Source organism: Bradyrhizobium sp. AUGA SZCCT0431 (assembly GCF_018131065.1).
Lineage (GTDB): Bacteria > Pseudomonadota > Alphaproteobacteria > Rhizobiales > Xanthobacteraceae > Bradyrhizobium.
The window spans coordinates 54,045-78,497 of the sequence record NZ_JAFCLR010000019.1; the positions used below are offsets into that span (position 1 = coordinate 54,045).

General features: G+C 62.9%; 28 protein-coding genes and 1 tRNA gene. 14 read left to right on the top strand and 15 right to left on the bottom strand.

Annotated features, from left to right (window positions below):
- Nucleotides 1-47: 47 nt before the first annotated feature.
- The 5 genes from JQ567_RS19835 to JQ567_RS19850 all read right to left on the bottom strand — a co-directional run bounded on the left by JQ567_RS19835 (nucleotide 48) and on the right by JQ567_RS19850 (nucleotide 5,314).
- Nucleotides 48-1,466, bottom strand: coding sequence for a M20 family metallopeptidase (locus JQ567_RS19835; protein ID WP_212440381.1), 1,419 nt, complete (start codon nucleotides 1,464-1,466; stop codon nucleotides 48-50).
- An 834-nt stretch (nucleotides 1,467-2,300) separates the two neighbouring features.
- Nucleotides 2,301-3,656 carry an alpha/beta fold hydrolase gene (locus JQ567_RS19840; RefSeq protein ID WP_212440382.1) on the bottom strand — a complete coding sequence of 452 codons (1,356 nt, stop codon included), beginning with the start codon at nucleotides 3,654-3,656 and terminating at the stop codon, nucleotides 2,301-2,303.
- Nucleotides 3,657-3,819: 163 nt separating this feature from the next.
- Entirely contained in the window at nucleotides 3,820-4,095 is a 276-nt protein-coding gene (locus tag JQ567_RS38245) for a DUF5939 domain-containing protein (protein ID WP_249165574.1), read from the bottom strand.
- Between the two features lie 274 nt (nucleotides 4,096-4,369).
- Nucleotides 4,370-4,768 carry a nuclear transport factor 2 family protein gene (locus JQ567_RS19845; RefSeq protein ID WP_212440383.1) on the bottom strand — a complete coding sequence of 133 codons (399 nt, stop codon included), beginning with the start codon at nucleotides 4,766-4,768 and terminating at the stop codon, nucleotides 4,370-4,372.
- A gap of 300 nt (nucleotides 4,769-5,068) precedes the next feature.
- Nucleotides 5,069-5,314, bottom strand: coding sequence for a DUF4440 domain-containing protein (locus tag JQ567_RS19850; RefSeq protein WP_212440384.1), 246 nt, complete (start codon nucleotides 5,312-5,314; stop codon nucleotides 5,069-5,071).
- Nucleotides 5,315-5,613: 299 nt separating this feature from the next.
- On the opposite strand from JQ567_RS19850, the gene JQ567_RS38890 reads away from it, so the two are divergent.
- The 3 genes from JQ567_RS38890 to JQ567_RS19865 all read left to right on the top strand — a co-directional run bounded on the left by JQ567_RS38890 (nucleotide 5,614) and on the right by JQ567_RS19865 (nucleotide 6,936).
- Nucleotides 5,614-6,195 carry a phasin family protein gene (locus JQ567_RS38890; protein ID WP_312017431.1) on the top strand — a complete coding sequence of 194 codons (582 nt, stop codon included), beginning with the start codon at nucleotides 5,614-5,616 and terminating at the stop codon, nucleotides 6,193-6,195.
- A 212-nt stretch (nucleotides 6,196-6,407) separates the two neighbouring features.
- On the top strand, nucleotides 6,408-6,620 hold the full coding sequence (locus JQ567_RS19860) for a hypothetical protein (protein ID WP_212440385.1): 213 nt from the start codon (nucleotides 6,408-6,410) through the stop codon (nucleotides 6,618-6,620).
- Between the two features lie 127 nt (nucleotides 6,621-6,747).
- A complete protein-coding gene (locus tag JQ567_RS19865; protein ID WP_212440386.1) occupies nucleotides 6,748-6,936 on the top strand; it encodes a hypothetical protein in 189 nt (62 codons plus the stop codon).
- Between the two features lie 14 nt (nucleotides 6,937-6,950).
- On the opposite strand, the gene JQ567_RS19870 is transcribed toward JQ567_RS19865, so the two are convergent.
- Nucleotides 6,951-7,754, bottom strand: a complete 804-nt coding sequence (locus JQ567_RS19870) for a Crp/Fnr family transcriptional regulator (protein WP_212440387.1) — start codon at nucleotides 7,752-7,754, stop codon at nucleotides 6,951-6,953.
- On the bottom strand, nucleotides 7,727-7,978 hold the full coding sequence (locus tag JQ567_RS19875; RefSeq protein ID WP_212440456.1) for a hypothetical protein: 252 nt from the start codon (nucleotides 7,976-7,978) through the stop codon (nucleotides 7,727-7,729). The genes JQ567_RS19870 and JQ567_RS19875 overlap by 28 nt, the downstream gene beginning before the upstream one ends.
- A 369-nt stretch (nucleotides 7,979-8,347) precedes the next feature.
- Between JQ567_RS19875 and JQ567_RS19880 the strand changes: the two genes are divergently transcribed.
- The 4 genes from JQ567_RS19880 to JQ567_RS19895 all read left to right on the top strand — a co-directional run bounded on the left by JQ567_RS19880 (nucleotide 8,348) and on the right by JQ567_RS19895 (nucleotide 13,395).
- Entirely contained in the window at nucleotides 8,348-9,865 is a 1,518-nt protein-coding gene (locus JQ567_RS19880) for an AMP-binding protein (RefSeq protein WP_212440388.1), read from the top strand.
- A 157-nt stretch (nucleotides 9,866-10,022) separates the two neighbouring features.
- Nucleotides 10,023-11,096 (top strand): DUF2252 family protein, encoded by a 1,074-nt coding sequence (locus tag JQ567_RS19885; protein WP_212440389.1) that lies wholly within the window; start codon nucleotides 10,023-10,025, stop codon nucleotides 11,094-11,096.
- Nucleotides 11,097-11,263: 167 nt separating this feature from the next.
- Complete coding sequence (locus tag JQ567_RS19890) at nucleotides 11,264-12,235, top strand: S1C family serine protease (protein ID WP_192738349.1); 972 nt, start codon at nucleotides 11,264-11,266, stop codon at nucleotides 12,233-12,235.
- A 71-nt stretch (nucleotides 12,236-12,306) separates the two neighbouring features.
- Complete coding sequence (locus tag JQ567_RS19895) at nucleotides 12,307-13,395, top strand: phospholipase (RefSeq protein ID WP_212440390.1); 1,089 nt, start codon at nucleotides 12,307-12,309, stop codon at nucleotides 13,393-13,395.
- A gap of 55 nt (nucleotides 13,396-13,450) precedes the next feature.
- Here the strand turns inward: JQ567_RS19895 and JQ567_RS19900 are convergent, their stop codons facing one another.
- Nucleotides 13,451-14,200: an SDR family NAD(P)-dependent oxidoreductase gene (locus tag JQ567_RS19900; protein WP_212440391.1), complete on the bottom strand. Its 750-nt coding sequence runs from the start codon at nucleotides 14,198-14,200 to the stop codon at nucleotides 13,451-13,453.
- Nucleotides 14,201-14,315: 115 nt separating this feature from the next.
- Between JQ567_RS19900 and JQ567_RS19905 the strand changes: the two genes are divergently transcribed.
- Nucleotides 14,316-15,209 carry a LysR family transcriptional regulator gene (locus JQ567_RS19905; protein ID WP_212440392.1) on the top strand — a complete coding sequence of 298 codons (894 nt, stop codon included), beginning with the start codon at nucleotides 14,316-14,318 and terminating at the stop codon, nucleotides 15,207-15,209.
- A gap of 56 nt (nucleotides 15,210-15,265) precedes the next feature.
- Nucleotides 15,266-15,472, top strand: coding sequence for a hypothetical protein (locus JQ567_RS19910; RefSeq protein ID WP_212440393.1), 207 nt, complete (start codon nucleotides 15,266-15,268; stop codon nucleotides 15,470-15,472).
- A 71-nt stretch (nucleotides 15,473-15,543) separates the two neighbouring features.
- On the opposite strand, the gene JQ567_RS19915 is transcribed toward JQ567_RS19910, so the two are convergent.
- The 4 genes from JQ567_RS19915 to JQ567_RS19930 all read right to left on the bottom strand — a co-directional run bounded on the left by JQ567_RS19915 (nucleotide 15,544) and on the right by JQ567_RS19930 (nucleotide 18,084).
- Nucleotides 15,544-16,221 (bottom strand): DsbA family protein, encoded by a 678-nt coding sequence (locus JQ567_RS19915; RefSeq protein ID WP_212440394.1) that lies wholly within the window; start codon nucleotides 16,219-16,221, stop codon nucleotides 15,544-15,546.
- Between the two features lie 29 nt (nucleotides 16,222-16,250).
- Nucleotides 16,251-16,994 carry a sulfite exporter TauE/SafE family protein gene (locus JQ567_RS19920; protein WP_212440448.1) on the bottom strand — a complete coding sequence of 248 codons (744 nt, stop codon included), beginning with the start codon at nucleotides 16,992-16,994 and terminating at the stop codon, nucleotides 16,251-16,253.
- Between the two features lie 170 nt (nucleotides 16,995-17,164).
- Entirely contained in the window at nucleotides 17,165-17,644 is a 480-nt protein-coding gene (locus tag JQ567_RS19925) for a PaaI family thioesterase (RefSeq protein ID WP_212440449.1), read from the bottom strand.
- Nucleotides 17,645-17,649: 5 nt separating this feature from the next.
- The gene (locus tag JQ567_RS19930) at nucleotides 17,650-18,084 is read right to left on the bottom strand and encodes a thioesterase family protein (protein ID WP_212440395.1); all 435 of its coding nucleotides are present in this window, start codon (nucleotides 18,082-18,084) and stop codon (nucleotides 17,650-17,652) included.
- Between the two features lie 128 nt (nucleotides 18,085-18,212).
- Here JQ567_RS19930 and JQ567_RS19935 point away from each other — a divergent pair, with 128 nt between their 5' ends.
- Nucleotides 18,213-18,785, top strand: coding sequence for a TetR/AcrR family transcriptional regulator (locus JQ567_RS19935; RefSeq protein ID WP_212440396.1), 573 nt, complete (start codon nucleotides 18,213-18,215; stop codon nucleotides 18,783-18,785).
- A 240-nt stretch (nucleotides 18,786-19,025) separates the two neighbouring features.
- On the opposite strand, the gene JQ567_RS19940 is transcribed toward JQ567_RS19935, so the two are convergent.
- Complete coding sequence (locus tag JQ567_RS19940) at nucleotides 19,026-19,514, bottom strand: hypothetical protein (protein WP_212440397.1); 489 nt, start codon at nucleotides 19,512-19,514, stop codon at nucleotides 19,026-19,028.
- Between the two features lie 201 nt (nucleotides 19,515-19,715).
- Between JQ567_RS19940 and JQ567_RS19945 the strand changes: the two genes are divergently transcribed.
- Together JQ567_RS19945 and JQ567_RS19950 are read left to right on the top strand one after the other, a co-directional pair.
- Nucleotides 19,716-20,003, top strand: a complete 288-nt coding sequence (locus JQ567_RS19945; protein WP_212440398.1) for a PsiF family protein — start codon at nucleotides 19,716-19,718, stop codon at nucleotides 20,001-20,003.
- A gap of 205 nt (nucleotides 20,004-20,208) precedes the next feature.
- Entirely contained in the window at nucleotides 20,209-21,294 is a 1,086-nt protein-coding gene (locus tag JQ567_RS19950; RefSeq protein WP_409363617.1) for an AbrB family transcriptional regulator, read from the top strand.
- Here the strand turns inward: JQ567_RS19950 and JQ567_RS19955 are convergent.
- On the bottom strand, nucleotides 21,291-21,830 hold the full coding sequence (locus tag JQ567_RS19955) for a disulfide bond formation protein B (RefSeq protein ID WP_212440399.1): 540 nt from the start codon (nucleotides 21,828-21,830) through the stop codon (nucleotides 21,291-21,293). The genes JQ567_RS19950 and JQ567_RS19955 overlap by 4 nt on opposite strands.
- 149 nt (nucleotides 21,831-21,979) lie before the next feature.
- On the opposite strand from JQ567_RS19955, the gene JQ567_RS19960 reads away from it, so the two are divergent.
- A tRNA-Leu gene (locus tag JQ567_RS19960) sits at nucleotides 21,980-22,064 on the top strand.
- 134 nt (nucleotides 22,065-22,198) lie between these two features.
- Nucleotides 22,199-22,663 carry a GNAT family N-acetyltransferase gene (locus tag JQ567_RS19965; RefSeq protein WP_212440400.1) on the top strand — a complete coding sequence of 155 codons (465 nt, stop codon included), beginning with the start codon at nucleotides 22,199-22,201 and terminating at the stop codon, nucleotides 22,661-22,663.
- A 28-nt stretch (nucleotides 22,664-22,691) separates the two neighbouring features.
- Here JQ567_RS19965 and JQ567_RS38895 read toward each other — a convergent pair whose 3' ends face one another.
- Complete coding sequence (locus JQ567_RS38895) at nucleotides 22,692-24,338, bottom strand: sensor domain-containing diguanylate cyclase (RefSeq protein ID WP_212440401.1); 1,647 nt, start codon at nucleotides 24,336-24,338, stop codon at nucleotides 22,692-22,694.
- Between the last annotated feature and the right edge of the window lie 115 nt (nucleotides 24,339-24,453).

The following is a 24,453-nucleotide window of genomic DNA, read 5'->3' on the forward strand; positions in this document are numbered from 1 at the left end:
TCGCGCCGCCCCTCATGCGAAAAGTTCGTTCGCCAGGTCAGGCCCGCTCAACCCAACGACATATCCAGCGGCGGCGCGACGTTGTCCGGCAGCGGACAGACATAGGGCGTGCGGGCGGTGCGCTTCTTGAGGTCGGCTTTGGCGGCAGCGATCAGCTCCGGCTCGCCCAGCGCCTGGACACCGAGCGCGGCCATCGCCTTGGCCGCCTGCACCATGGCCTTGTGGGCATGCGGGCTCTTGCCCTGGGCGACGATCTGCCAGGTGTGAAACGGCGTTCCGATGGCGACCGTCGGAGCGTGGACCTGAACGGTCGGGACCACCCAGCTGACATCGCCGACATCGGTCGAGCCGATCTGGGGATTGCGTTTGGCATCCAGCGGCACGATGAAATCGGCCAGCGGCCGGTCGGTCGGATCCATGCCGATCGAATGATAGACGGAGGCGATGTCCTTGTCGGTCAGGGTTGCGCGGATTTTTGTGGCGAATTCCTTGTCCGCCTCGTCGAAATGCGGGGGACCCAGATCCGTCATGATGCGGTGCAGGGTTTGCTCGAGCGGGGTGTTGTCCAGAACATTGGAGACGGCGGAAATGATCCGCATCTCCACACTTGTTTCGGTCATCAGCGCGGCGCCTTGCGCGATCTTGTGAACGCGGCCCACCAACGCGTTCATCCCGGGCAGATCGCGGTCGCGGATCGAATAGCGCACGCGGGCGTGGGCCTGCACCACGTTGGGGGCAATGCCGCCGGTGTCGAGCAGCGCATAATGCACGCGGGCTTCGCTCGGCATGTGCTCGCGCATGTAGTTGACGCCGACATTCATCAGCTCCACCGCATCGAGCGCACTGCGGCCAAGATGCGGCGAGACCGCGGCATGCGAGGCGCGACCGGTGAAGATGAAATCGGCGCGGGTGTTGGCCAGCGACGGCGTCACCGCGACTTCCCAGAAACTGTTGGGGTGCCAGGTGATGGCGATGTCGGCGTCATCGAAGGCGCCCGAGCGCACCATGAAGGTCTTCGCCGCACCGCCCTCCTCGGCGGGGCAGCCGTAATAGCGCACGCGCCCCGGCGTCTTGCTCGCGGCTAGCCAATCCTTCACGGCGGTGGCGGCGAGCAATGCCGCCGAACCCAAGAGGTTGTGGCCGCAGCCATGGCCATGGCCGCCGGCCTCGATGGGGCGGTGTTCCGCGACGCCCGCCTCCTGGCTGAGACCGGGCAGCGCATCATATTCGCCAAGGAAGGCGATGACCGGACCGCCCTCCCCCCATTCGCCCATCAGGGCGGTGGGAATGCCGGCGACATTCTCGGTGATGCGGAAACCCTGATGGCGCAGTTCGGCCAGATGTTCGGCGGCAGAGCGTGCCTCGGTGTAGCAGACCTCGGGCATCGCCCAGACCCTGTCGGCCAAATCGATGAAGCGCGGCTTGATGACGTCAATGCCCCGCCAGATGTCGCTGCGATTGTCCATGCTACGGTCCCCGATCGTTGTTTGGATAAAATCGTATCAGCTTCGCCTGACCCGGCCTAGCGCCGGGCGGGTGACCTGCCATGCGGCCGACGCTATGGATATGCGCCTGCGACCTCGCGGCGCGAATGCGCCCGAGCTTTGCCAGATGCTCCTTGCCCTCGAAATACAGAGGGCGCAGGGAAGACCGGGTGCGCGCTGCACCCGCGGTCTCGCGTGCGGTTTGCACTAAGTAGGCTGCACACGAGCATACAGGTCCAGCGGAGAGCATCCGGCCTTCCCTGCGCAATGGCTTTACGGCTTATATCGAGCTCTCCCTGGTGAACGGGCTTTCTTGCCACCATTGCCCGCAAGAAGCGTTTGGCTCCTCACGAACGTGACGCCAGCAACGGGGCGCCAGGACCACACGACTTCGCCGTACGCATCAGTGCCGTTCGTCGCCAGCACATCAGCGTCCACCGCGACCCGCCCAACGTCCGTGACGACGGCCGACGCCCTCTGAGTGGGACGGGATGGGCAGATATATGACCCTGATTTGCCTTCTGGAAAAGCGAAATATTTTTTATTTCGGGGCTTGACACGAATTCCGATAATCGGAATTGATTTGCCCGCCGGGCGACACCGAGGTATCCCCACACACCCGGTCCCCAACGATGATCGGTGATCGTGCAGCGCATGACGGGTCCCGCACGCCGAATTCCGAGACTTCAATATCCCTCTCGCTAACGGGCCCATCGAGCGGTGCGGTCGCGTACAGATAGCTGGATCGAGATGTCCTGCTGGCCGCTTGATAGTGGTCAAGCGATTGCTTTTGGGCCGCTTGGCTTCCAGCCCGGATCACTTGGTCAAAAACAGATTGATCTCCTCGAAAAACCGAGCACTGGCGGGTTCGTGCTTCAGAAAGAGGTGATTCCGCCCCGGCAGCGCTATGAAACGAGCACCGGGAATCCCGGCCGCCATTTGACGGCCCGCATCGATCGGGGCCATGAGATCGCCACGCACATGCATGACGAGGGTTGGGACCTGCACTTGCGGGAGCAATTCGCGCACATCGAGATTTCCGACGACTTCGAAATAGCGAGCAGCGCATTCAGGTGATGTGGTCTTTCGTTGCAGGTCGTTGAACCAATCAGCCTGCTCCTTTGTAGCCTCGGGAATGAACTGCGAGGTGAACATTTGCCGAAATGCCGGATCATCCGTGCCCCATCCAAGGCGCATCAAAGTTCCCATCGCCTTTCGTTTCTCATGTTCCGCTGGTGATCGCTTGCCGCCGCCCAGCGCAAAACCACCATACAGGATCAAGCGACTAACGCGCTCCGGATGCCGTACGGCATAAGCGATGGAGATGGCACAGCCTTGGGAGACGCCAAACAGCGGAAAGCGGTCTATCCCAACGGCATCGACCACGGTTTCGAGATCGCCGACCCATGCCTCAAGAGAAAGCTCGTCGACATCCCAATCCGACAGCCCGTTGCCTCGTGCGTCGTATCGAACCAAGGTGTGATTCCTCGCCAATCCTTCCAGCAAATGATGCCAGATCGGGCTCTCCCAGTCGTGTTCAAGGTGATTCATCCAGTTCGCCGCCTTGACCAAAGGTGAACCCTGCCCCACGGTTGCATAGGCAAGGCGCACCCCATCGGACGTTCGGCAATATTTGATCTCCTGCGTCATGCTGACGGAATCAAAATTCACCGAGTAGACTTCGACGGGCTTGGCGATGTTCTTGAGGTTCCGGAGCCCCAGCTTCTCGCACGTGAACGAGAGTTTTTCGAGCAAGTGATCGTGTGCTTGGCGCGAAATGCAAATTCCGCCCGGTTCGGCCATGCCCTCAAGCCGTGCGGCGATGTTCACGCCGTCGCCGTAAATATCGTTATCGTCGATGATGATGTCGCCGAGGTTTATGCCAACCCGGAATTCGATCCGCTTATCGACACCTACCTTGGCATTCCGCTCGCTCATGCCGCGTTGCACTTCAACGGCGCATCGTACCGCGTCAACCACGGACGCGAACTCGACCAACATGCCGTCCCCGGTCGTCTTGACGATACGGCCCCGATGTTCTTCGATTTTCGAATCGACGAGCGCTTGCCGGTGCCCCTTCAATTGAGCGAGCGTGCCTTCTTCGTCCGCGCCCATGAGACGGCTGTAACCGGCCACATCAGCAGCCAGAATTGCTGCAAGCCTGCGTTCCAACGATGCATCCTCCAACGGTCAGTTACCGCTCACGAATCTTTCAGAACGAGTCTTTCTTCGCGACTTTCCGGAAGGCAGAGAAAGCGCAACGCCAATCCTTCACAATTGCCTCGGAGATCCGGCCCGTCATCTTTCACGACCCGGACGGTTTGCCGGTGCAAGACTATCTGATGCACGTCGCATTCTCTCTGCCCCAGACCACCATCCAGTCCATCGTGAACAAGCCGACCGCCGCCGCATGAAGAAACAGATCGATTGCTTCGCTCTCGGCGATGCTCCGTTCGTGCGCGAACTTTAGCGGATTGACCCGAAAGAGAGCGCTGTCTTCATTCGATCGAATGAGGCTCTCAAGTCGCGAGACCACCCGGGGAGACCAGGGACGGACGCCCTCAAGCGCAGTGAGCCGCTGTTCAAGAGCCTCTTCGTGGAGTGTACGCATCGGCGTTACCCGAAGGTCTAGCCCGAAGCCCCGCCCCGCAAAGTTAGCACGGAAAGCTGCTGCTGAATACAACAGCGGTGGCAAGCTTGCTCCCGACCCGATCGACGCCTCGCGCGTGAATCGATCTCAGGCATACGCCTAAGAATGCAATTGAGGGGGAAGGTGCTATCGCGGGCCGCCATGGGGCTACCGCCGCTCAACGGCGGAGCTTACGTGCGACACCAAGCCCACGTCGGCTCCGGCGCGGTCTATGGCTCCTGCCCGGCGCTCACCCTCAACGAAACGCTTTGGCGGCTGCGGCTGAGTCCGTGTACTCTTGAAAGGCCACGATCTGCCCGCCGCGGACGGTGAGCACGTGCGCGAAGTCGCTCTCGTAGGTGCGCCCGTTGGCTTTGACCTGCCAGACGTAGTGACCGAGCACGACGACCTTGTCGCCCTGTGCAATGAATTCACTGGGCTCGAATGAACGCGCATCCTGTAAACTGGCGAGCGTCGAAAAGAACTCGCCGACCGCGTTGCGCCCCCGTCGCTTGCCGGCAAAGGGCACGTTCTCAACCTCCGGCAATTGCCACGTGATGTCCTCTGACATGGATTGCATCAGGGTCGGGATATCGCCGGCTTTGAAGTTGGCGTAGGCTTGCTCGACAAGCTGTCGGTTCTCAAGTTCGCTCATTTGCACCCTCCTGGCATTTGGGGTGAAAGCGCGGTTATTCCATAACTGATAGCTAAATCTGTCAATGCGCAGCCGCGCAACTACGCTTCGCGCTTCCGATCCGAGCTACATTTATCGGCGGCCATATGGACGCCGCGCCCGTCTTGAGGGCCGCAGGACGGATTGAGCCCTACGAGCTCCAAGCTCTCCCAATTTGGACACTTGCCGCTGCGGGGCAGGATGAGCTGACCAACATGATTGCAGCGGCGAGCCAAAACATCACGCGCGGGGTGTTGTCATCAGCCAACAACCGCGAGGAGCCTACTTGCCATCGTTCCAGATATCGGTCGCCATTTTCCAGTCGTTTCCGACCTTTTCCCAAACCACAACATACTTCCCGCTCACTTCCTGTGGCGTCGGGCCCTTGGTCTTCAGGCTGAAATTTCCGATCTCGCGTGCCGCAGAGGGGCCGAGCGGCTTGACGTCCAGGACTGTGAGTTTCGGATCGCCAACTTGTTCGGCCATGCTTTTCCACATTGCCTCGATCGCCGCTCGGCCCTGCACCATCGCAGAACCGGGCGGATCGCGGTCTCCGCTCCGATACTGCGTGCATGCCGATCGGCAGCAATTTTACCGCCCGGGCATGCCCCTGAGACTCGCCCTATTGGGTTACCCCCTGGTCGGCGCGGCCGCCCAAGACAGCGGCGGAAACGAACGAAAGCCTGCGCCTCGCAGTGTCCACTTAATTCACAACATCATCCCCGTTAACCATACCTATATACGATGGTGTGAATTGACATCGTCGAAAAAATTTTAATCGAGAGTCGCAAATCGAACCGACCGTCCCGTTTTCGCAGGGCACAGTGGTGCGGGGCTGGATTGAAGCTCATCAAAAAACAAATCGAACACGGAGCGTGAGCTCTCGTGACGCAAGCGAGCGTCTCGGGAAAGGGCTTTCGCTTGAGAAAGGTAATGCCGCAGTGAGTGAAAGCGAAACGAAAGTCGCACCGAACGGAACGAATGTATTCGGGATGCCGCTCTTGGAACTCCCAAAGATCGCGTTGCCTGGCGTGAGCTTCGAGCTGGCCGAGCAGGGTTTTGCCCGCGCGCGGGAAGGTTGCGAGAAGATGAAGGTCGCGTCAGAGGCGATGACCGAAGCGCTGCGCGAGAGCTATTCGAGCAACGCCAGAAGCACGACCGACTACGGGCTTAAGGTGCTCGAAATCTCAAACGCCAATGTCGCCTCCGCGATCGATTTCTTCGTCAATCTGCTGGGCAGCAAGTCCGTTTCGGATGTCTTTACCTTGTCTGCGTCGCAGGCGCGCAAGACCTTCGACGCCGCATCCGGCCAGAACAAGGAATTGCTGGCCCTTGCCCAAAAGCTTGCGACGGAAACGGGTGAGCCGATCAGAGATCACTTCGCCAAGATTCTCCACAAAGCCGGCTAAAAAAGCGGCGCCCAATTCACATAGAGGATTCGTTCAGGAGGGATCCGGCCGGTTGGATTAAGCCCTGCAACGAGCATGCCCACCCCATGCTCGATCAAACAAAGGCACAGGTGCGCTATGCCCCCCCAGTCACCGCACCGACAAGAGGCGCAAATCCAACCGGCCGGTGCTTTGCTGCAAAAACGGCAAGTACCATTTCAAGGGAGGGACACATGGGTATGGTTATGGTGAAATGTCCGCAAAGCGGACGCGCGATCCCCACCGGCATCAAGATCGATCGCGAGAGCTTTAGACGCAGCGCGGTGTTCTTCTCGCGCACCCATTGCCCGATCTGCAGCACCTATCACGACTGGTTCGCGCGGGAAGCCTGGGTCCACGAGCCGAGCATCCGGACGCGGCGTCTCGGCTCGGGCTCCAGCGCCTGACCGTCGCTAGAGCGTGATGACTTCTCTTCGATTCGTCATCCCACTCTAGCTCTTTGTTTGAGCATGATCTTTTCGGAAAACCGGTGCCCACTTTTCCGGATCATGCTTTAGCGCAATGGGGGACACCATGGCGCGCATGGAAATCTCAACTGAAACGTCGACCTGGCTGCTGCAGGCCAGGGACTTTCTTGAAGAAGCACGACGGCTAAAGCCGGGCCCCGCGCGCAACGAGCTGCGCCAGACAGCGAAGGTGCTGCGCGAGCTTGCGAAGCTCGAGGCGAAGAAACGACGCAACGGCCGGTCGCAGCGCCGATAGGTCGGCGGTCGCGCTCACACGACATCGCCCGATTCGATTTCCGGGATGCGCACACCAACCGGCGGAACCGCCGCGCGTGATCGGGCCGTGTTCACCGAAAGGATCTCCTCGACTTCGAGACGTATGGTGCCGTGGCATTCGCACGATGCCGCCGCGAGCCGCGATCGGTCGATCTCGATCCGGCCTCGTTGATCGGACCTGATCGCTCCGGAAGCGCGCAGTTTGCCCATCAAGAGCGTCACCGTCGTTCGTCGCACACCAAGGATCTGCGACAACGCCTGTTGGGTGAGCGGGAGCACGTCGTGGTCGATGCGGTCGCGAAACTGCAGCAGCCAACGGGCCATGCGGGCTTCGACCGGATGCAGCGCATTGCAGGCCGAGCCGAGTTGGAACTGTACCAGCATCGCCCTGGCGTGATTCTGGACAAGGTGCCGGATCGCCGGACTCCGATTGAAAGCGGCGTGAAAGCGCGATGCAGGAATCCGCGAGGCGATGCCCGCCGCACGAACGACCGCGGTAACGGCCGAAGGTGACGGCCCGAGCACTGAAAGAATGCCTATTGCCCCCTCGCGCCCGACTGCGGCGGTGGCAACCGTCTCTCCGTCCGCCATGTCGATCATCAGCGAGATGGCGCCGCTATGAGGGAAAAGGACATGCTCGATCGGGTCACCCGCTCGCGAAATGACCGCGTCCGGATCGAGCGCGACCGTCTCCAGCACGGGCCCCAGCAGATCGAGGTCCGACGGCGGCAGCGCTGCAAGAAGGCGGTTACCTGTTCCGCCCAGAGGCTTCACTGAAGGGAGCCCGCGATGAGACATTCGCGGCCTTCTTCATTTGGAGTGTCGCGAAACGGCGATCTTGCTCCGAGATCAAACTCACCCTGGTACGCTTTTACTCTCGACAACAAATTTGCTCCCAACAACAAAACTCTAACCATCGGCCGCGATGTGGATTTCTGCTCGCCGCGTCGCAAAGAGTTAGATGCAAATGCGCCGGACGCAACAACAAAATGCGCATAAGTACCACCGTAGTAATGCGGCACGCGTGGTTCCAATTCCGGCGCACGGCACACGCTTTCCGGCGCACGGCACACGACGGAAGCGGACGCGACCTATCGGTGCGCGAGCCCGTAGCGATATCAGCAGGTAGCACTTTTGAGACATGACGGTGGACCCCGGGATGTCCGTGAACGGAAGTCGTCGGCGGTCAGCCGCCCAAGCCGCTCAATGAGGTGAACGCTCGCGATCGGGGTTGCTGTTATCTGCGGCAATATGGACGCCGCGCCCGTCTTGAGTGACAATGTCTCCTGTTGGCGAAATGTCTCCTGTTGGCGAAGTGCCAGCGGTGGCCATATGCCGCCTGATACGAAACACAAGAGCGGCATCAAGACGCCCCGCAATGGAAACGCCCCATGCTGATCCCCCTTGCCGACGTGCCGCGCTGGTATGCCGAGCGCAAACCGAAAGACACGATCGCGATCAGCCATGGCGCTGAGACGCTGACCTGGGAGCAACTGGAGCGCAATGCCAACGCCCGTGCCCGCGCCTTTGCCGCCAAGGGGGTCAAGCCCGGCGATTTCGTCGCCATCGGCCTGCCCAACAGCAACATTTTTTTCGAGACCACGTTTGCGGTGTGGAAATGCGGCGCGACGCCGACCTCGCTGACCTGGCGGTTACCGCGCGGCGAGGCGGCTGCGGTGCTGGAGATTCTCCAGCCTTCGCTTGTCGTCGGCGGTCAGCCGGACTGGAATGCACCGAATTCGCTGCCCGCCGATTTTGTGCCGGAGGGCTTTTCCACTGAGCCGATCGACAATCCGGTGGCGCGCTACTGGAAGGCGATGACCTCTGGCGGCTCGACCGGCCGGCCGAAGGTGATCCTCGACCACCGGCCCGCCGTGATCGATACCGCGGGACCGGCAGCGCTCGGCATGCCGATCGGCGCTTCCCTGCTCAACCCCGGGCCGCTCTACCACAACGCGCCCTTCATCGTGTCGCACACCGCGCTGTTCCATGGCGGGCGCGTCACCGGCCTCGTCAAGTTCGACGCCGAGGAATGCCTGCGCCTGATCGAAGAGAGCCGGGTGCAGTGGGTCAATTTCGTGCCGACCATGATGCACCGGATCTGGGCGCTGCCGGGTGAGGTGCGCAGCCGCTACGATCTGTCGAGCCTGCAAATCGTGTTTCACATGGCAGCGCCGATGCCGCCATGGCTGAAGGAAAAATGGATCGAATGGCTCGGGCCCGAGCGCATCTATGAGCTCTATGGCGGTACCGAAGCGCAGGGCGCATGCATCATTTCGGGCGTCGAATGGCTCGAACACAGGGGATCGGTCGGCAAGATCGCCGAGACCTCCCGCCTGCGCATCATCGGCGAGGACGGCAACGAGGTCGCCACCGGCGAGACCGGTGAAATCTATTTCCTGCCCAATGACGGCGCCGGCAGCAGCTATCATTACCTCGGCGCCGAACCAAAACGCCGCGCCGACGGCTGGGAATCGCTCGGCGACATCGGAAGGCTGGACGCCGACGGCTATCTCTATCTCGGCGACCGGCTCGCCGACATGATCCTGCGCGGCGGCGCCAACATCTACCCGGCCGAAATCGAGGCCGCGGTATCAGCGCATCCGTTAGTTCGCTCCTGCGTCGCGGTCGGCCTGCCCGATCCGGAATTCGGCCAGCGCGTGCACGCAATCCTGGAACTTGGGCCCGACACCGACGCGCAATCGGTCGCCGACGGCATGGGCGATTTCCTCTCCGACCTGCTCAGCCGCTACAAGCACCCGGAAAGTTTTGAAGTGGTCAATTTCGGCCTGCGCGATGATTCCGGCAAGGTCCGCCGCACCCTGCTGCGCGACGAGCGCGCCGCCTGGCTGAAGGAGAATCGCGCCTTCCGGATATTGCCCGCGCGGGCGCGGGCCAAGGCGGAGTGAGGAGCGGAGTGGAGTCGGACCGACGGCAGCGACCGTACCAAGATTGCCAAAAAGCCTACTCCCGTCATCCGAGACGTTTCCATACACGGCATCCTGAGGTAGATTCGTCTAATTGACGCGCCGGCTTTCGAGCGGCCGCACCGCATGGGGACATGACATGTCTTTCCGCAAGGATAACAGGGCATACGAGGCCTGGCTCGCCACGCAGTGCGACGTCGTCAAAAAGGATATCGCCTACAAGCACAAACAGATGACGAAGAACCCCTTCATCTTTCTGCGGGCGACCTATTTCCGCTGGGCCAGAAAAATCGGCGACTGGTGTCCGGAGCTGATGGATGCGCCGCAGTTGCTTTCGGTCGGCGATCTGCATCTGGAAAATTTCGGGACCTGGCGCGATGCGGACGGCCGCCTGGTCTGGGGCGTCAACGATTTCGACGAAGCCGCCGTCATGCCCTATGTGCTCGATCTGGTCCGGCTTGCGGCCAGCATCCAGCTTGCGCCGAATCCGGCGGTCGACCTCAGGCATGCCGCCAACGCCCTGCTCCGGGGTTATCGCGACGGCCTTAAAGCCCCACGGCCGGCGCTGCTGTTCGAAGATCAAAGCTGGTTGCGGCCCTATGCCGAGCCTGAGGAAGACAAGCTGAAGGAGTTCTGGAAGGAAGTGGCCGACTACCCGGATTACAAGCCGCCGCCCGCAATCGCCAAAGCGCTGATCGAAAGCCTGCCTGACAGCGTGGACAGGAAGAGCATCCGATTGTGCCGCCTGCTCCACAAGGGTGGCGGCAGCCTGGGGCGGCCGCGTTACGTCGCGGTCGGCGACTGGCGCGGCGGGCAGGTATTGCGCGAGGCCAAGGCGCTGGTGCCCTCGGCGTGGACATATGCCAATGGCCAAAAATCCGGCAAGAAATCCGGGAAGTCGAATTTCCTGGCGCTGGCAAACAGCCGGTATCGCGCGCCGGATCCGTTTCTCGACGTGCGCCATCAATTCATCTTTCGGCGCATCGCCGCCGATTCCCGCAAGATCGAGCTGGGTGATGCCGCCGGCAAGAAATTGCACCTCAAGCTGCTGGAGGCGATGGGACTGGAAGTGGCGTCGGTCCACGCGGCAGGCGCGGTGCCGGTCAAGGCGCTGCAGGCCGACCTTGCGAAACGCCCGCGCGGCTGGCTGAACGCCGCCGCAGCGGTTGCGGCCGACAAAGTCAAGCGCGATTATCGGGAATGGCGGAGCTGACGCGCGTTCCATCAGTGCACGGATCGCAAACCCGCGTTCGATCCGCGATCTCGATCCGCGGCCGTTTCGCTGATATAATCCGGCAAAGGCTGCCGCTGGCAGGACCATGATCTATTCGGGTTGCGCGGCGTTGGTTAAGCGACGCGCAACCGTATGGGAGACCCTTCATGCCCTCTTTGACCGAATGGAAAGTGCCGCCGGCCAACCAGCCGCGCCCGGGCGATTACAGTTTTGATCTCGACCGCGCACTGGCCTCGGTGGTCGGGCTGCATTCGATTATCCCCGCCGACGCCTTCAGCGCGGAAACGCTCGGCACCGAGCGCGCCGGCAATGGCGTGCTGATCGACGACGGCCTGGTGCTGACCATCGGCTATCTCATCACCGAGGCCGAGACCGTGTGGCTGCATCTGGGCGACGGCCGCGTGATGCAGGGCCATCCGCTCGGCTTCGACTTCGAATCCGGCTTCGGCCTGGTGCAGGCGCTCGGGCGTCTCGACATCGAGCCGCTGCCGCTCGGCTCTTCCGCCATCACAAGGGTCGGCGACCGCGTCGTGCTCGGCGGCGCCGGCGGCCGCACGCGATCGGTCGCGAGCCAGATCGCGGCCAAGCAGGAATTCGCCGGCTATTGGGAATATCTGCTGGATGAAGCGATCTTCACCCACCCCGCGCATCCGAACTGGGGCGGCACCGGGCTGATCTCTGGCCGGGGCGAGCTGATCGGCATCGGCTCGCTGCAGCTCGAACGCGAGCGCGAGGGCAAGGCCGAACACGTCAACATGATCGTGCCGATCGACCTGTTGAAGCCGGTGCTCGACGATCTGCGCAAGTTCGGCCGCGTCAACAAGCCGGCGCGGCCATGGCTCGGGATGTTTTCGACGGAGATCGACAACCGCATCGTGGTGGTCGGCGTCGCCGGCAAGGGTCCGGCGGCGCGCGCGGAAATCAAGACCGGCGACGTCATCCTCGCGATCAACGGCGACAAGATCACCAGCCAGACCGGCTTCTACCGAAAACTCTGGTCGCTGGGCCCTGCCGGCGTCGACGTGCCGCTCACGGTCTATCATGAGGGCGTCACTTTCGACGTAGTGCTGACCTCGGTCGAACGCGCCAAGCTGCTGAAGGCGCCAAGACTTCACTGAGCAAGACTGCACTGAAAAAGACTGCACTGAGACAAGGCTTCACCAGACTTGATCAAATCAGGGAATGCGCGATGAGCGAGGCGGTGGTGGACGACGTCGTTGCCGTGCTGCCGCCGCTGCTGCAATCGCTTGAAGCGCTCGGCTTTGTCGCGCGCTACCTGAACCCGCCGGATTTTGGTCGCGTGATGGAAGCTGCCGGCACGCCGGACGAGGCGCTGCGCGCGGTGCGCCCGCGGCTTTCGCAGTGGCCCGCGGAATTCAGCGATATCAAGACCGCGCTCGAGACCGCCAGCGACGCGGCGCTGGCCGCCTTCGCAGGGTTACGCGAAGTGCAGAACGGCAATGGCGATCTGGTCAGCGTGTTTCGGGCACTGCGCTATTCGCCGCGGGCGCAGGAGGCGCTCTATGCGCTGGTCGCGAAATTGCCGCCGGTCAGCGAGTTCTTTGTCGAACCTTCGTTGCGCGAGGATGCCGATCTCACCGCACGGCTGGCGCAACCGGCCAATGAAAACACCGGCATCTTCCACGACCATAACGAGCCCGGCAGCCGCGGTGGCTTCTCGCTCTATGTGCCGGAATATTATACGCCGGACCGCGCCTGGCCGCTGGTGATGGCGCTGCATGGCGGCAGCGGCAATGGCCGCGGTTTCCTGTGGAACTGGCTGCGCGACGCGCGAAGCCACGGCGCCATCCTGATCGCGCCGACCGCGACCGGGAATGCTTCGAATAGCAAAACCACCTGGGCCTTGATGGGCGAGGATACCGACACGCCGAACCTGATGCGCATTCTCGAACAGGTGCGTTCGCGCTGGAATATCGACGCGACAAAAATGCTGCTGACCGGCATGAGCGACGGCGGCACTTTCTGCTATGTCAGCGGGCTCGAAAGCGCCTCGCCGTTCACGCATCTGGCGCCGGTCTCGGCGACGTTCCATCCGCTGATGGCTGAAATGGCGGATGCGGAGCGATTGCGCGGCCTGCCGATCCACCTCGTGCATGGCAAGCTCGACTGGATGTTTCCGGTGCAGCTGGCGCGCCAAACCCAGCAGTTGCTGTCGGCGGCCGGCGCCAACGTGACCTATCGTGAGCTGGACGATCTCAGCCACACCTACCCGCGCGAGATCAACGCGCCGATGCTGGCGTGGCTGCGCGAGGAATGATTCCAGTAACGCGGGCGTTCGGACGCATTTGATGCGGCGAACGCCCGCGGGCCGGTTAGCGCCAGCCGCCGGACGCCGAGATTCGTTCGCCGGTCAGCCAGGCGGAATCATCTGATGCGAGGAACACCGCCACCTTCGCGATGTCGTCGGGCTGGCCGTAGCGGCCGAGCGGCGTCATGCCGATGACTTGCTCTTCGACGTCGCCTCCGAGCAGGCCGGCACTCTCGAGCCCTTCCGATGCCGTGGCTCCCGGCGCGATGGCATTGACGCGGATTTGTCGCGCGCCGAACTCTTTCGCCAGGCTGCGCGTGATCGAATCGACCGCGCTCTTGGTGGCGGAATAGATCACCGAATCCGGCGTCGGATTGAGGCTCGCGATCGACGAGATATTGATGACACTGCCGCCCTGCGGGCCGAAATAGTTCAGCGCTTGCTGGATGGTCAGCAGCGTTCCCAGCACGTTGGTGTTGAACTCGCGATGAAACTCCTTCTCGGTCACCTTCTCGAGCGGCTCGAACTGGTAGACGCCGGCATTGTTCACCAGCACGTCGAGCGTGCCGAACGACGTCTTGGTCTGTTCGAACAAACGCTTCACGTCGGCGGCATCAGCGACGTCGCCCTGCACCGCAATCGCCTTGCCGCCCTTGGTCGTGATGTCGGCGACGACGCGATCGGCGCCTTCGCGGCTCGACGCGTAGTTCACCACCACGGCGGCGCCGGCCGCGGCCAGGCCTTTCGCGATACCGGCGCCGATGCCTTTCGACGCCCCCGTGACGATCGCCACCTTGCCCTTGAGGTCACTCATTTGATTCTCCTGACAGGCCGGCCCTGTTGCCGGCGTTTGTGACCGGCTATCTACTTCGGACTGAATGGCTTATTAGGATCACATAGATCGCAGGATTTGTGCCTGGAATTCCGAAATGACGACAATTCTGGAGAAAACCGCCGGTCTGGTCGCCTTCGTGCGGACGGTGGATTCCGGCTCCTTCTCGAACGCCAGCCGCGCCATCGGCTCCAGCGCGTCGGCCGTCTCGAAAAGCGTGGCGCGGCTGGAGCGCCGGCTCGGCGTCCGGCTGCTGCAGCGGTCGACGCGGACGCTGAGCCTCACCACCGAGGGCGCAGCCTATTACGAACGCGTCGCACCGCTACTCCGCGCGATCGAGGACGCCGAGGACGTCGTGCAGATGGCCGAGAGCGCGCGCGGCCTGTTGCGCGTGACCGCGCCGGTGTTTGTCGGGCGAACGCTGATCGGGGAATGGTCGCAAGCCTTCCTGGCGCGGCATCCCAACGTCAAACTCGAACTCAGCGTCAGCGATCGCCATGCCGATCTGATCCGGGAAGGTTTTGATGTCGCGTTGCGCATCGGCGATCTCGCCGATACCGATCTGACGGCGCGCAAGCTGGCGGATCTGCCGATGGCCATGATCGCCTCGCCGGGTTACGTCGCCGCGCGCGGCGTGCCCCGCAGCGTCGAAGATCTGCGCCAGCATGCTTGTCTGCGCTATCTGCTTGCCGGAAAGCCCTATCCGTTTGCTTTCGCCGATGACACCACCATCACCCCCGAAAGCGTGCTTGATTCAGACGACGGCACTACGCTGTATCACGCAGCCCTTCACGGCGCCGGCATCGCGCAGGTGCTCCGCTTCGCCGTCGAGGACGATTTTGCGGCCGGTCGTTTGGTCGAAATACTGCCTGACGTCGCGATGCCGTCGGTTCCGATGCACGTCGTGCACGCCTTTGGCCGGCAATTGCCGGTGCGGGCGCGACTATTCGTCGATTTCCTTGTGGAACGCGTGGGCCGGATCGGCAAATAGCCCGGCGGGAACTTTCCTCTCAAAGCTGCGTTGTTTGCGCATCATCGGAGGATGTCATGCGAACGTTTCTGGGAATGATTTTGGGCGCGCTGCTGCTGGTCTGCGGCGTCTACGTCTATGATTCGATGAACACATCGAGTGTGGCGAACGGTCAGGTCGCGCAGAACAACCGCACCATCGTCAACTGGGATGTGGCCGCGACCGATTGGAAAGCGTTGAAAACGCGCGCCCATGAGGAATGGACCAAGATCGCGTCGAAGTAATCACGCGACCAGTTGCACGGGAAATCAGGGCGTCCTCGTCACCGACGAGGGCGCTCTTTCCATTGGCGAGACTAGTTAGCGGCCTTCGCCTTCCGCGCGTCCTTGATGACCATTTCGAACTCCGCCATGGTCAGGATGCCGGGCACGCGGAACTTGCCGACGATAAAGGACGGCGTGCCGCGGAAACCGAAGGCTTCGGCCTGGGCGTGGTTGCGCGCGAGGATGGCGTCGATCGCCTTGGCGTTGGTGGCAAGGTCGCGGTTGAGGCGATCCATGTCGACGCCCTTTTCGGCGATCAGCTCGCGGGCGCGCGCCTCGGTCAGCCGTGAACTGACGCCGATCATCGCCTCGTGCGCCTGCATGAACTTGTCCTGATATTTGGCCGCCAGCGCCATCCGCGCCGTGATCTTGGAAACTTCGCCGAGGATAGGCCAGTCCTTCAGCACCAGGCGGACCTTGCCGTCGTCCTGCACGACCTGCGCGATCTCCGGCGCGATCTTGCGGCAATAGGGACAATTATAGTCAAACCATTCGACGATGTTGATGTCGCCGTCGGGGTTGCCGGCCGCGGGGATATCCGGGTCGCGCAGCACCAGCGCTTCGGTCAGCACCGCGTCGTCATCACGCGCAAACGCCTGATGTGGCATCGCGGCGGTGCCGAGCAGGGTTACGCCGGCGCCAAGCAGGCCGAGCGCTTCGCGCCGGCTGCGGTGCGGCTTGGTTCCGGCTGGTTTGTTCTGCTGGTTCATTGCTGCTCTCGCGACGGCCTCACCCCTGTCTACGCCCAGGATGAGGATATGTTACGCGCCAGCATATAGAGCGCTACCGCAATAATGACCACGGCGAACACAATGTTGAGGGCGCCGCGCCGCTCTGCAAGGTGGCGCGCGGCGCCGGTGCCGGCCAATCCCCCGGCAATTCCTCCAGCGACGAACAATCCCGCCAGCGCCCAGGAGACGAGGCCGGACCAGGCGTAGCTGGCGGCGGTGGTCATGCCGAACGCGGTGACGGCGACCAAGGAGGAGCTAACCGCGTTCATGATCGGCATGCCCGTGGCCAGCATCAACGCCGGCACGATCAGGAATCCGCCGCCGATGCCGAAGAATCCCGATAGCGTCCCCGTCGCCAGACCAAGGCTGACGATGGCCGGCATGTTGGACATCGACATCTTGACATCAGGCAGCCCGATCCGCGACCGCGTCTTCAGCATCAGCAGCGCGATCCCGATCATGACCAGCGCGAACAGCGCCAGCAGCTTTTGCCCGTCGACCATCTTGCCGAGGATCGATCCGCCGAACGCGCCCGCCATCCCCGCTGCGGCAAACATCAGCGCGCACGACCAGACCACCGTGCCGCCGCGCGCATGGTTGGACAGATTGACCGCGGCATTGGCGGCGACCGCAATGGCGCTGGTGCCGATCGCGACATGCGGTTCGGGCACGCCGACCACATAGACCATCAGCGGGACCGCCAGGATCGATCCGCCGCCGCCGACCAGGCCAAGCGAAAACCCGACCAGCATCCCCGACGCCAGTCCCAGCACGCTTTGCATGGTGAAGATGATCAAGATGGAAGACTCATGTGCACGGCCGGATCATAGAAGAAATTTCTATGATCCGCCATAGCTGCAGCACAAACCTGCCCTGAAACAGGCGTTCAGCGCACGTCCCATGCTCCGAGCAACGTCCGACGTCAGGCGGGCGCGGGCGCCCTGTCCTGCAACGGGGCGCTGGCGCGGCGTGGCAGTGCCATCAGCGTCCCCGTCATGGTCGCGATCAGCGTCTCGATGCCGTCGTGTTCGGCATAGGCGCGCCCCTCACATACGGTGAGCGTACGACCCGGTTTGACGACGTTGGCCCGGAACGCAAAACGTTGCCCGCGGGCCGGCGCCAGCAGATTGGTCTTGAATTCCACGGTCAGGATGTCGGATCCATCGGGCATCAGTGTGAAGGCGGCGATGCCGCAAGCGCTATCGAGGCCCGCGGTGATGATGCCCGCATGCACAAAACCGTTCTGCTGGGTAAGATCAGGCGAATACGCCATCGCAAGCTCGACCTCGCCCGGCTCCAGCCGTGCGATCGAAATCCCGAGCGTGCGCATCGCGTGCTGGCGCTCGAACGTATCGGTCGCGATCTCACGAAAATCCGGATTCTTCGGCTCGAAGCGCGCCATACCGCTCATGCCAGCACCGCCTCAGCCGGGCAGAGATGCTTTAGCGCGGTATTGCGGATCTCAGGCGCGAACGGCATCGATTTGTGGGCCTGCCGGTCGAGGTGCACGGCGGTGATTTCACAGGTCGCTGATATCTCGCCGGTTTCGGCGTTGCGCATCTCGTGCAGGAAGCGGATCGACTTGTCGCGGATTTCCAGCAGCCGGCTTTTGACTTCGACGATATCACCGGCGAAAAGTTCGCGCTTGTAGCTGATGTTCTGCTGCACGCCGGCCATGCCGTGGCCGGATTCGCGCAAATAGGACGGCGTCAGCCCGAGCCGCGCGAACATATTCCAGTTCGCCTCGTCGAATTTGCCGACATACCACATGATGTTCATGTGCCCGACATGATCGCATTGCCACGGATAGACCGTGCCGCGATAGGTCGCGTCCGTCTCCATCGTCTCGCTCCCGCTTATCGTTTCTGCCCGCTTTTCTGCCCGCTTTCGATTCCTGATACGGTAGCGTATCAGGACATGAACGGGTTAGCAATACGGTACCGTATCAAGAATCGGTGAGGCTGGAATCAATGACCGACGGCAAGAGCGAGAATCGCAAGGACGCGACCTGGATCGAGGCCGGCATGGCGGAAATCGCCCGCACCGGTGTCGAGGGCGTGCGAGTCGAGGTGCTGGCGAAGAATCTTGGCGTCACCAAGGGCGGTTTCTATCGTCGCTTCAAGGATCGCGCGGCGCTGCTGGACGGCATGCTGCAAAACTGGAGCACCGGGCGCATCGCCGCGATCGAAAGGCAGACCAGCCTCGATGGCGCCACCGCGCGCGAACGCTTGCGGGCGCTGGTCGCGCTTTATTCGGAACGGATGAATACCGAGGGCATGGCGGTGGAGCTTGCGATCCGGCAATGGGCGCGATCCGACGAGGCCGCGGCCGCAGCGGTCGCCAGCGTCGATGCCGCGCGCCTGCAAAATGTCGGGCAGCTCTATCGGGCGGCGGGGCTGGCGGCAGAGGAAGCCGACGCGCAGGCGTTCCTGTTCTACTGCTTCATCTTCGGCCAGAGCCTGCTGTTCCTCGAACGCGGCCCACGCAAGCGCGCGCAGCTGATCGCAAAATCAGCCGAGAAGCTGCTCGAGGATGAAGGCTAGACGCGTGATGCGTTAAATTGCATCCGCGATGGAAGCTGCGCTCCCTCTCCCGCACTTGCGGGGGAGGCGTAGGCGGCCTACGGCCGCCGTCCTTGATTAAGAACGCCGATGCGTAGCATCGGCTATGGGTGGGGGCTCTCTCAGCGATGCGACTCGTGGAGAGAGCCCCCACCCGGCGCTACGCGCCGACCTCCCCCGCAAGCGGGAGAGGTGAAGCAAGTCTGCGTATTCAGCGATAGCTCAGGCCGTAGGTTTCAGCTTCTTGGTGCATTCGCTGTAATAGCCGCCGCCCTTCTGGATCCACTTCAGGCCGCCATTGCCGTTGCTGGTCTTGTTGGCGTTGTACTGATCGAGGCAGGTGTGCATGCGCTGTTTGCCAGCGGTTTCCTTGGCGTATTTCGGATCCACGGCGTTCGGATAGACTGCAGGTCCCGCCGGCGCCGCAGCTTCCTTTGCGGGCGCGGCTTCCTTCTTGGCCTTGGCTTCCTTGGGCGCGGCAGCAGGTGCTGCGGCCGGCGCGGCTGCTGGCGCAGCGGCGGTGGCATCCGCACCGCATTGCGCCTTGCGGAAGTCATTCCATTTCTGGCCGCCGAGCGTGCCGGCGGTCTTGGCGGCCTGGTATTTCGCGCTGCATTCCTGCGCGGTGAGGGCCTGCGCCGGCGACGTCACCATGAACGCCGCAAAACCCGACACCGCCATTGCGCAGAGTATTTTTGCTTGATTGGTCATCCTAAGGCTCCCTTGGACAGTTCTCTTGAGCAGTCATCTGCAACGCCCATCCTAGCGCAACCACAGCTTGCGACAACGCGCGGTGCGATTTTCCGTTCAAAATAATGTGGCTGTCAAGGAAGCGGATATTCCGGTCCATTCACTTAACGTTCAGCATCACGGCGCGACGGTCGCGCCCTTGTCTTCAATCCGAGGTGCCCCATGACGAAGATCTCTTCCCTTGTCACCGCGACCGCGATTGCCTCATTCCTGCTGATGGGCGTGGCGTCGGCGCAAACCGCGGCGCCGGCTGCAAAGACCGAGGCGCCGAAGACCGAAACCAAGGCACCGGCCGACAAGAAGGCCGCCGCGAAGCCGCGGACGCCCGGCTCGCTCGAATGCTCCAAGCAAGCCGACGAGAAGGGGCTCAAGGGCAAGGAACGCAAGAAATTCCGTTCCGCCTGCAAGAAGGAATTTGCCGACAAGGAAAAGGCGGCGGGAGCGAAGTAACCACCTGCCCTTCCTGCTTCAGGACAAGGGCTACTTCGCATCTGCATGTCTGATGGTGTCGCTTGGCGCCCGCGGCCCCCGCGCGGGCGCCAGTTGCTTGCCGGCGCATTGACCGCCCGCGCCAGGGCCGATGATGGCTGGCGTACGCATTGCAGCAATCGCGTGGTGCATTTGTCGCGCGATGCGGGATTTGCCATAAGGCGGCGTGAGCCTGATCCCCGCATCGATGACGTCTGCGATTCCTGACCGCGCCAGGATTCTCTCCACGATCGAGACAATCGTCCTCGGCGCCGCTGGCGGCTTGCTGTTTCTTTGGGCAAACCTGCCCGGTGGACTGATCTCCGGCGCGATGTTCGCGGTCGGCATCGCCGCGATCTGCGGACGGCCGCTCGCGATGCCGCCGATCCTGACGCAAAGCGTGCTGCTGCTGCTCGGAATCACGCTGGGCTCGCTGGTGTCGCGGCAGCTGATCCAGCACATGAGCTCCTATCCGCTGACCATCGGACTTCTGGCGCTCGCCACCTTCTGTTCGACCTTCGGCAGCAGCTTCTACCTGCAGCGCTTCCACGGCTGGGACCAGACCTCGGCCTTGCTGGCCGGAAGCCCCGGCGCGCTGTCGCAAATCACCATCCTCGCCGCCGAGAAGGGCGCCGACGTCGCTGGTATCGCCGTGGTTCAGACCATGCGCGTGATCATCCTCACCGCCGCCCTGCCGCTGCTGCTGGCATTGACCGGAATCGCACCATCGGCACCGCCGAACATCGCCGCCATCATCGCCTCGCCGCTCGAACTGGCCGTATTGATCGCGGCTGCGGTCGCGGTCGCGCTGTTGTTGCTGCTGATGAAATTTCCGGCGAGCTGGATGTTCGGCGCGATGATCGCCTCGAGCGTGCTGCACGGCACGGAAATGATCGAGGGCGGGCTGCCGCCCTGGATGCGCGGCGTGGCGCTGGTCGGCATCGGCGCGGTGATCGGCACGCGCTTTGCGCGGGTGAAACGGTCGACGCTGCTCAGCCATGTCAATGCGGGGCTGGGCTCGTTTGCGGTGGCGATCGTGATCTCGGCAATTTTCGTCGCCATCATCGCGCTAACCACGAATGTGCGGTTGGCCGACGTCGTGGTCGCCTTTGCGCCGGGCGCGATGGACGCCATGCTGGCATTGGCGCTGACGCTGCATATCGACCCGATTTTCGTCGGCGCGCACCATCTGTCGCGCTTCGTGTTCGTCTCCATCACGACGCCCGGCATCGTCCATCTGTTCGGACGGCCGCAGGACGATGTGGACGACTAGGCCCGCTTCGCTGACTTGACACCCCACGCCGCGATCGCAGCGATCGCCAGCGAGATCAGCACATTGTAGCCGGCGAGCGAGAGGCCGAGGAAGCGCCACTGCACCTCGTCGCAGCGGATCACTTTCACGGTGTCGAGGCGCTCGAGCAGCGTGCCGGCGCTGCCGAGATTGACGAGCGGGCCCGAGCAATCGGTCGGGCCCTGCCAGAACTTCCATTCGACGCCGGCGTGGTAGCCGCCGAGCCAGGCGTTGGCGAGCGCCGCCAGCGCCAGCAGCCCAAGGCCGGCCAGCAGCACCGGCCGCGGCGCGTTCCGCGAGGCTGCGAAGGCGACCAGAAGGGCGAGCGGGACCGCCAGATAATAGGCGTAGCGCTGTTCGAGGCAGAGCGGACAGGGGCGGATATCCAGCACCAGCTGGAAGAACCAGGCGCCCGCCAGGGTCGCCGCCGCGATGGCCGCGATCGCCAGCGCGGCGACAACAGCGGGATTGGCACCAAGCCCGGCATGTGACGGATTTGCGGTGGCATGAAGCGTCACGGGCGTTCTCCAACGATAACAAGGTCCTATCCCGCTGATATGGCGCTGTCGAGGCGCGGGACAATCACATCCGCGCGGGTTGACCCGGGGAAACCGCCCGCTATATTCCGCCGGCTTCGCGGCACCGGCCTTTGGCCGACGCCCCGAGGGCCCCTGTGGCGGAACTGGTAGACGCGCTCGACTCAAAATCGAGTTCCGCAAGGAGTGCTGGTTCGATTCCGGCCAGGGGCACCACGCTTCGCCCTTTCGGGCTTCGCGTGGCGCGGCCACGTCGCCGTGACGGCCAACTTGCTGCCAGCATTGCGGGCGAAGCGATCCCCTCGTACCCTTCGGCACGACCGCCACCTCCATTCAGAAGCGCGCACCCGATGGACATGCTCGTCAAACTCTATGCCCTGCCCGATTCCCGGCCTGCCTATGATCGATTGCGCAACGCCGGAATCGTCATGCGCCGTGCGCTGGCCCCCGAAAAGCACAAGGTCACAGGCTGGGTGCGGCAGAATTTCAGCGAGGCATGGGCCAGCGAAACCGATGTCGCGTTCAGCCGCCAGCCGGTCTCCTGCTTCATCGCGGTCCGGGAAAAAACCATCGTGGGATTCGCCTGCCATGATGCGACCTGTCGCAACTTCTTCGGTCCGACCGGCGTCGATCCGAAGGCTCGGCAAGGCGGCATCGGGAAAGCCCTGCTGTTCGCCTGCCTCGAGGACATGCGGCAACAAGGCTTTGGCTACGCCATCATCGGCGGCGTGGGGCCGGCAGAGTTTTATTCGAAGGCGGTCGGCGCGGTGGCCATCGAAGGTTCGGAGCCGGGGATTTATCGGGGGCTGCTGTAGCGCCGCATTGCCCGTGGGAGGCTGACCGCTAGATCCGGGCGACCGCGGAAGATCGCGCTTGATCGGCCATCTGGGCAGCCCTGCTCTCTTCACCGGAATACGCGCCGGCATCGGGCACTATCGAGCCCGCCTCGGTTTCCGCCAATTCGGTGCGGTTGCGGCCGAGGCGTTTGGCCTCATAGAGCGCCTTGTCGGCGGCGGCGATGAGATCGCGATGCCTGGTTTCGGCGCCGGGCACCAGCGACGCGACGCCGATGCTCAGTTTCGCATGGCCGCGCTGAATCTCGTCCGCGCCGCAGCGGACGATCAGATCCTCGCGAATCCGCGCCGCCAGCGCTGCCGCATCGCCGAGCGGCGTTTCCGGCAGCAGAACGGCGAACTCGTCGCCGCCATAGCGCGCGCCCATATCCGAAGGCCGCTTCACATTCGCCGCGATCGACGCGGCAATGGCCTGCAGCAGCCTGTCGCCGGCCTGATGGCCATGCGCGTCGTTATAGGCCTTGAAATGGTCGGCATCGATCATCAAGAGCGCGACCGGCGCGCGGCTGCGCATCGCGCGGCGCCATTCATAGGCCAGCGCGCGGTTGAAATGCCGGCGGTTGGCAAGGCCGGTGAGCCCGTCGATCGTGGCCAGAATGGTGAGCTTCTTTTCCGCGGCACTGCGGCGCGCGAATTCGCGATGCAGGAAGGCGGCCAGCATCACCGTCACGGCGCACAGCACGGCCATCAAGACGCCGATCGCGATCGCCTGCCGCCACCACGCCGCAAGGACATCGTCGAGCGATTGGCCGACCACGACGATCAGCGGCAAATTGCCGATCTGGGTATAGACGAACAGCCGTTTGATCCCGTCCGATACCGCCCGCGATTCATAGTGGCCGCTGGGAGCCTTCGGGAAGTGCGTGAACAGTTCGGCGCGCTTGATGTTGCTGCCGATGAAATCCTGGCGGAACGGCCAGCGCATCAGCACGATGCCGTCGGTGCGCGCCAATGTCACCGTGCCGTTGGGCCCCAGCGACGCATCCTTGAACATCGCCTGGAAATGGTCCTGCAGCATGGCAGTGAGCACGACGCCGGCAAACGAGCCGTCCGGATGCGACAGCCGCCGGCTGAACGCCACCAGCGAGAGACCGGTGACACGGGATGCGATCGGACGGCTGATGTACAGGCCGGGAAATTCATTGTCTCTGTGAAACTGGAAATAGTCCCGGTCGGACATGTTGTGTTGCGGCGGCACCAGATTCTTGGAATCGTGCGTGATCCGTCCGGTGTCATCGATGACGAACATCGATGTCGGATGACGCGCGGTGGCGGAATAATCGAACAGCACCAGCTGGCGCATTTCCGGACTGAGGCGATCGAGACCGGGCAGCTTCAAATTGCTCATCACCCCCTCGAGCGAGAGATTGAGCAGGTCCACGTTGCGTGCGATATCGGCCTTGAGCGAATTGGCGATGCTGGTGGCGACCTCGGTGGCACGCGCTTCGGTCGCCCGCCGCGCCTCCAGCAGCACCCAGCCGCATACCGCGGAGAAGCTCAGCGCCAATAGAATCACCGAAATGGTCATCCGGTGATGCGACTGCGTCCATGCCCAGCCGGAGCTATCGTCCGCCTCGGCGGGCTGACGCGGCCAGAGCGACTTCCACACCGGTTTGCTCGCTTCCGCTATTGCCACGGAATTCACCTTGCAAGACGTTGCCATCGCCTTTTGTGCCCCGATGGAACGAGTTAGGCGTTAAAGGCCAAGTGAATTCGCCCCATGTGGTTCACAAATTATTCGCGGAACAGGT